Source organism: Nonomuraea sp. NPDC048826 (genome assembly GCF_043198225.1).
Classification (GTDB): Bacteria; Actinomycetota; Actinomycetes; order Streptosporangiales; family Streptosporangiaceae; genus Nonomuraea.
Genome location: NZ_JBICUQ010000002.1, coordinates 740097 through 746581 on the forward strand (window position 1 = coordinate 740097; position 6485 = coordinate 746581).

4 protein-coding genes are annotated in these 6485 nt (G+C 71.7%); 3 read left to right on the forward strand and 1 reads right to left on the reverse strand.

Annotated elements, in window-relative coordinates:
- Positions 1 to 27 precede the first annotated feature (27 nt).
- Together ACGFI7_RS09045 and ACGFI7_RS09050 are read left to right on the forward strand one after the other, a co-directional pair.
- A complete protein-coding gene (locus tag ACGFI7_RS09045) occupies positions 28 to 1335 on the forward strand; it encodes an NAD(P)/FAD-dependent oxidoreductase (protein ID WP_393401155.1) in 1308 nt (435 codons plus the stop codon).
- A 93-nt stretch (positions 1336 to 1428) separates the two neighbouring features.
- Positions 1429 to 3018 carry an OmpA family protein gene (locus ACGFI7_RS09050; protein ID WP_393401157.1) on the forward strand — a complete coding sequence of 530 codons (1590 nt, stop codon included), beginning with the start codon at positions 1429 to 1431 and terminating at the stop codon, positions 3016 to 3018.
- A 4-nt stretch (positions 3019 to 3022) separates the two neighbouring features.
- Here the strand turns inward: ACGFI7_RS09050 and ACGFI7_RS09055 are convergent, their stop codons facing one another.
- The gene (locus tag ACGFI7_RS09055; RefSeq protein ID WP_393401160.1) at positions 3023 to 4237 is read right to left on the reverse strand and encodes a LeuA family protein; all 1215 of its coding nucleotides are present in this window, start codon (positions 4235 to 4237) and stop codon (positions 3023 to 3025) included.
- A gap of 65 nt (positions 4238 to 4302) precedes the next feature.
- On the opposite strand from ACGFI7_RS09055, the gene ACGFI7_RS09060 reads away from it, so the two are divergent.
- Complete coding sequence (locus tag ACGFI7_RS09060; protein ID WP_393401162.1) at positions 4303 to 5751, forward strand: citrate/2-methylcitrate synthase; 1449 nt, start codon at positions 4303 to 4305, stop codon at positions 5749 to 5751.
- Positions 5752 to 6485: the final 734 nt, after the last annotated feature.

Genomic DNA, 6485 nt, shown 5'->3' on the forward strand with positions numbered 1-6485 from the left:
GAAACGGCCCGACAAAGGGAGTCAGCCATGAGAAAGCACATCTTGATCGTTGGCGGCGGATATGTCGGTATGTACACCGCCTTGACCCTGCGGAAGCTCATCCGTACGGGAGAGGCGAGCGTGACCGTCGTCGACCCGCGCGGCTACATGACCTACCAGCCTTTCCTCGCCGAGGCGGTGGCCGGCAGCGTGGAACCCCGGCACGTGGTGGCACAGCTCAGCAGGGTGCTGCCGGGCGTGCGGGTGCTGAGGGGACGGATCACCGGCGTCGACCACGCCGGGCGGCGGGCCGCGTTCCAGCCGGTTCAGGGACCGGCCCGCGAGCTCACGTATGACATCCTCGTGCTGGCCGCCGGGTCGGTGAGCCGCACGTTGCCGATCCCCGGCCTGGCCGAGCACGCGGTGGGCTTCAAGTCGGTGGCCGAGGCCGTCCACCTGCGCAACCGGGTGCTGGACCAGCTCGCGGCCGCCGCGTCCACCGACGACCCGGACGTGCGGCGCCGGGCGCTGACGTTCATGGTGGTCGGCGGTGGCTTCTCGGGCGTCGAGGCGCTGGCCGAGATGCAGGGGCTGGCCGACAACGTGCTGCGCTACCACGACGGCATCCGGCCCGACGAACTGCGCTGGGTCCTGGTCGAGGCCGGCGACCGGATCCTGCACGAGATGCACGCCAACCTCGGCCGCTGGACCGCCGAGGCGCTCCGCGAACGGGGCGTCGACGTGCGGCTCGGGACTCGGCTCGCCTCGGCCGAGCATGGCATCGCCAGGCTCGACGACGGCACCGAGATCGACGCCGGGACGCTGGTGTGGGCGGCGGGCGTGACGGCCAACCCGCTCACCGCCGCCACCGGCCTGCCCGTCGACCGGGCGGGACGCGTCCGCACCACCGAGTTCCTGACGGTCGAGGGCGTGGCCGACGCCTTCGCCGCGGGCGACCTCGCCGCCGTGCCGGACGTGACCCGGCCGGGCGAGCTGGTGCCGCCCAACGCCGAGCACGCGGTGCGCCAGGCCAGGCGGCTCGGCCGCAACCTCGTCTCGTACGTGCGAGGCCGCCCGCTCAAGGCCTACCGGCATTCCTCGCTCGGCTCGGTCGCCGGGCTCGGCCACCACCAGGGGGTCGCGCAGGTGATCGGGATCAAGCTGACCGGATTCCTCGCCTGGCTCGTGCACTGCGGCTACCACCTGGCGATGGTGCCCACCCTCAACCACAAGGCCAGGGTGCTGGCCGGGTGGACGCTGTCGCTGCTGTTCCGGCACGACACCGTGCCGCTGACCGCGATCGAGCACCCGCACGACGAGTTCAGGGAGGCGCACCCGCTCCGGCTGGCCGCCTGATGGCAGCCCGGCCATCGAAAGGGGGCAATCCCCGCGTGTCGGTCCCGGAGGCTCCGTATACTCCCGCACGTCGTCCATCACAGGGGTGATCTGATGCGTGGCGCCGGCTTGGCAGCCGTGCTCCTGATCGTCGTGCTCGCCGGGTGCGGCGCCTCCGGTCCGCCCGAGGGCGGCGGCTCGCCCTCCGCCTCACCCCCCGCCGCCTCGCCGCCGGCCTCGCCGTCCGCCTCCGTCTCCGGTGTCGGCTACGTGCGCGAAGGGCTGGTGGGGTACCACGCCTCCGACGCGTTCCGCGTCGAGGTCAAGTCGGTGGAACGACACCCGGACCTGACCGTCCTGAGGATGGAGATCGCCACCACCCAGGACACCAAGGCGTCCGGTGACTTCGGATACGACGGGCTGCCCGGTCAGAGCGTGTCCTTCGGGAGATTCCGGCTGCTCGACCCCGTGGGCAGGAAGGTGTACTTCACGCTCAGGGACAAGTCCGGCGAGATGGCGTTCGGCACCCGGCACAACACCGCCCGCAGCACGAACTTCCCCGAGGAGTTCCTTCCCGGGGTGAGCTATCCGGTCGAGGTGTACTTCCCGCCGCTGCCCGCCGGCGTGCGGGCCGTCTCGCTCGTACCGGACCTGGCGATGGCTCCCACCACCGGCGTCCCCGTCACCGACGGCGCCCCGCCGCCCGTCGCCAAGGAGCGCGGCGAGGGTGGCGAACACCAGTGGCAGGTGGTGCTGCCCACGGAAGACCCCTGGTCCGGGGTCTCAGGGCTGAACGAGCTGGTGGAGACGCCGGAGAAGACCACCTTCCAGGAGGGCGGCAAGGAGACCGTGGCGCTCCGTACCGACGTGCTGTTCGCCTTCGACAAGGCGACGCTGTCGAAGCGGGCCGCCGCCATCCTGGACGAGGCCGTCGCCGAGACCCGTGAACGGGCCGACCCGGACAAGCCGCCCGTCATCATCGAGGGGCACACCGACAGCAAGGGCGGTGACTCCTACAACCAGGAGCTGTCGGTCCGGCGGGCCGAGGCCGTCCGCGACTACCTGGCGGACAAGCTCGGCGACGGCTACGTCTACAAGGCCGAGGGCAAGGGCGAGAGCGAGCCGATCGCCAAGAACGAGAAGCGGGACGGCAGCGACAACCCGCAGGGCCGGGCCCGCAACCGGCGCGTCGAGATCTCCTACACGATCAAGAAGGAGCGCCCGGACGTCACGGTCACGACGCGCCCCGCGACCGATGTCCGGGGCTCCACGAGGCAACCCGCCCCCTACCGGGCCGACGCGGGGCCGGTCGTCGGCTCGCTCCGGTGGACCGGGGGACAGGACCGGCTCCGCGTCGACTTCCACCCCTTCCACCGGGACGGCGCCTACCTGGTGGCGGCGTTCGACGTCGTGCTGGAGAGCGGGCGGCTCTACATCCCGGTGCCGGGGCCGTTCAACGGGTTCGACCATGAATTCTCGGCCGCGTCCGACTTCGGGTCGTTCATCCTGGTGCATCCGGAGACCGAGGCCCGCTACCACCCACTCAAGATGCACACCGAGTTCGTCGAGAACTCGGTGTTCAATCTTGAGAAAGGCGAGGTCAGCCGGGCATACGTGTACTACCCGGCACCCGCCGACGACGTCACGTCGATCACGCTCGAAGCGGACGGCCTGGGCGAGGTGAAGGACATTCCCGTCCAGTGACCTTTCAGAGCTGGCCGGGGAAGAGCAGCGACAGCTCGCGCGGGTAGGCCGCGATCAGGCGCAGTTCGTCGTCGGTGAGCGGCCTGCCCGTCATCGCGTTGCAGAGCTGCACCAGCTTGAAGCTCAGCTCCTCGTCCGCCACCTCGGCGCCGAGCCCGTCCATCACGTGCCGGAACCCGGCCTTCCCGCCGTACTCGCCCGTCAGCACCACCCGGCCCTCGCGCGCGTGCCAGTCCTCCGGGAACGGGCCCAGCGTCGTCTCGTCGTACAGCTCGTAGTTGCCGTGGTCCTTCAGCGCGCCGTCGGCGTGGATGCCGCTCTCGTGCGCGAACGCGTTCCGCCCCACCCCGACCTGGTGGTACGGGAGAGGCCGGTCGAAGGCGTAGGCCGCCCACAGCCCGAACCGCCTGGCCCACGACAGGTCCAGCGCGTCGCCGATCTCCGCGGACAGCCCGTAACCGTGCCGGAACGCCAGGATCGTCGACAGCAGGTCGGCGTTGCCGGAACGCTCGCCGATGCCGTTGACGCACGTGTTGATCCACGCGTCCTGGCCCGCGTCGAGGTCGCCGAGCGCGCCCGACACCGAGTTGGCCACCGCCATCCCCAGGTCGTTGTGGCAGTGCGTCTCCACGGGCAGCGCGACCCCCGAGGCCAGCTTGGCGAACCGCTCCCTGATCCGGTCGGGCGTGTCGCCGCCGATCGTGTCGCAGTAGCGGATCCGGTCGGCGCCCGCCTCCTTCGCCGCCAGCGCGAACTCCAGCAGGAACCCGTCGTCGGTCCGCGACCCGTCCTCGGCGTTCACGCCCACGGTCCGGGCGCCGGCCGACTTGGCGGCGCGCACCGCGGCGGTCATCTCGCGGATGATCGCATCCCGGTCCAGCCGGCCGCGGAACTTGTTCTGGATCATGTAGTCGCTGGTGGAGATCGACAGGTTGTAGTGCTTCAGACCGAGCGGCGCCGCCTTCTCGACGTCCGCCGCCACCCCCCGGCACCAGCCGGACAACCGCAGCTCGCCGAACGCCCCCGCCTCGGCCAGCGCCACCTGCGCCCGCACATACGGGACCTCGTGGAACAGGAACGGGAACCCGATCTCGGACTGCGCCACACCGAGCTTGGCCAGGTAGAAGTTGACCATGGTCTTGCCGAACTTCGACAGGCCGGTGCGCGCGGTCTGCACGCCGTCTCGGTTGGTCACGTCAAGAAAATGAACTTTGGGCATGAGCCCACGTTGACATGTGGACTCAATGTGTATCAATATTGATTTTCGTCAACATGGAGGGCTGTGTGGAGTGGATCGACGCGGCCACGGCCGCCGACCGGCTGGGCGTCAAACCGGCCACCCTGTACGCGTACGTGAGCCGCGGCGTGCTCAAGCGGCGCCACGAAGGCCGCCGCAGCTTCTTCGACGCGGCCGAGATCGAAGCCCTGGCCCGGCGCGGCAGGCCGCGCGGCCAGCCGCCCGAGCTGGTCATCGAGTCGGCCATCACGGCCCTCGGCCTCGACCGCCACTACTACCGCGGCCACGACGCCCTCGACCTCGCCCGCACCACCACCTTCGAGGCCACCGCCGAACGACTCTGGACCCCGCCCGGCTCCGCCCCCGACCCGGACGGGCCGCACGCGTGGCGGTCCGACCCCGCGGCCGTCCACGCCGCCGTCACCGCCCAGCGCGACCTGCCCGACTCGCTCCTCCCGCTCGACCGCCTCCAGGTCATCACCACCGTCCTCGGCGCCACCGACCTCCTCCGCTTCCAACTCGACCCGGCCTCGGTCGCCGCAACCGCTCGCCGCCTCATCACCGGCCTCGCCGAGGCCCTCCCTCTTTTGGCGAGCCCCGCCGACACCCCCGGCCGCGCTGAGGTGCCGGGGCATGCGGCCATCCCCGACGCCCTTCCGGCCCCGGCCGGTTCCGGCCTCCCCGAGGCCCCTTCGGTCCTGCCGGGGCAGGCGGACATCTCTCACCCGGTAGGCGGGCAGGGCGCACCGCAGCCTGGCCCGCCACGACCGGAGGCCGGGCGGGCCGCGCCGGAACGCGCGCACCCGGAGCGACGGAGTCCCGGGAGTGGCACCACCAGCCTGTCTCCTCCGATCGCCGAACGGCTCTGGCCCCGGCTGTCCCCGCACCCGCCGAGCCCGGCCCTGCTCCGCGCCCTGGAGGCCGCCCTGGTGCTGCTCGCCGACCACGAGCTGGCCGCGTCCACGCTGGCCGCCCGGGTCGCCGCCTCCGCCAAGGCAGATCCGTACGCCGTCGTGCTCACCGGCCTCGGCGTCCTGAGCGGTCCCCTGCACGGGGGCGCCTCCTACGCCGCCGAACAACTCCTCACCGAGGTCGACCGCCCGACCGACGCGCCCCGCGTGATCGCCGACTGGGTCCGCCGTGGCCGACGCATCCCCGGCTTCGGCCACAGCGTCTACAAGAACGGCGACGCCCGCGCCACCCTCCTGCTCGACCTGGTCGAAGAGGCCGTCCCAGGCCACGACAGGGTCGCCGCCGCCCGCGCCGTCGCGGCCGAGGTACGCCGCCGTCGTCTTCCAGAGGCCAACATCGACTTCGCCCTCGCCACCCTCGCCGCTGTGTCCGGCATGATCCCCGGCGCCGGCGAAGCCGCGTTCGCCATCGCCCGCACCGCCGGCTGGCTGGCCCACGCCATGGAGGAGTACGCGAGAAACTCCCTCCTCAGACTCCGCGCCTCCTACACCGGCCCCCCACTCCCCAAACCCTCAACCCCCTGACCCGCCCACTTCGCGCGACCGACCACACCTCAACCCCGTGACCCAGCCCACTTCGCCTGGCCGACCACACCCTCAACCCCGGGCACGGTGCTCCGGCGCCAAGCCCGGACACGCCGACCGCCCTCGCCCCTTCACCCACACCCAGCACACCAACCGGCCCACCGCCCTCGTCCACTTCGCCCATGTGTCCTTCGCCGCCTACGGGGCGGAGACGGCGTCCGAACCGCCCAGAACCAACCGTGAAGAAACTGGACCGACGCCGCCGGGGTCCGCACCGCCGGGTCCATACCACCGAGGCCGCACCACCAAGGCCGCACCACCAAGGCCGCACCACCAAGGCCGCACCACCAAACCGGGCCGTGCAGAGTTCGACCGCCAAGGGTTCGGCCGGTGTCGGCGAGCGGAGGCTGGACCGGTGGGGGCTGGTCCGTTGTGAGCGGGCAGCCTGGGATCAGTCCGCATCGCCCACGCCCGCATCGCCCACGCCCGCATCGCCCACGCCCGCATCGCCCACGCCCGCATCGCCCACGCCCGCATCGCCCACGCCCGGGATCACTCACGCCCGGGATCACTCACGCCCGGGATCACTCACGCCCGGGATCACTCACGCCCGGGATCACTCACGCCCGGGATCACTCACGCCCGGGATCACTCACGCCCGGGATCACTCACGCCCGGGATCACTCACGCCCGGGATCACTCACGCCCGGGATCACTCACGCCCGGGATCACTA

Excerpts from the sequence above, each read along its gene's own strand:
- ACGFI7_RS09045 (WP_393401155.1), top strand. The coding sequence starts at position 28 with ATGAGAAAGCACATCTTGATCGTTGGCGGCGGATATGTCGGTATGTAC.
- ACGFI7_RS09050 (WP_393401157.1), top strand. The coding sequence starts at position 1,429 with ATGCGTGGCGCCGGCTTGGCAGCCGTGCTCCTGATCGTCGTGCTCGCC.
- ACGFI7_RS09055 (WP_393401160.1), bottom strand. The coding sequence starts at position 4,237 with ATGCCCAAAGTTCATTTTCTTGACGTGACCAACCGAGACGGCGTGCAG.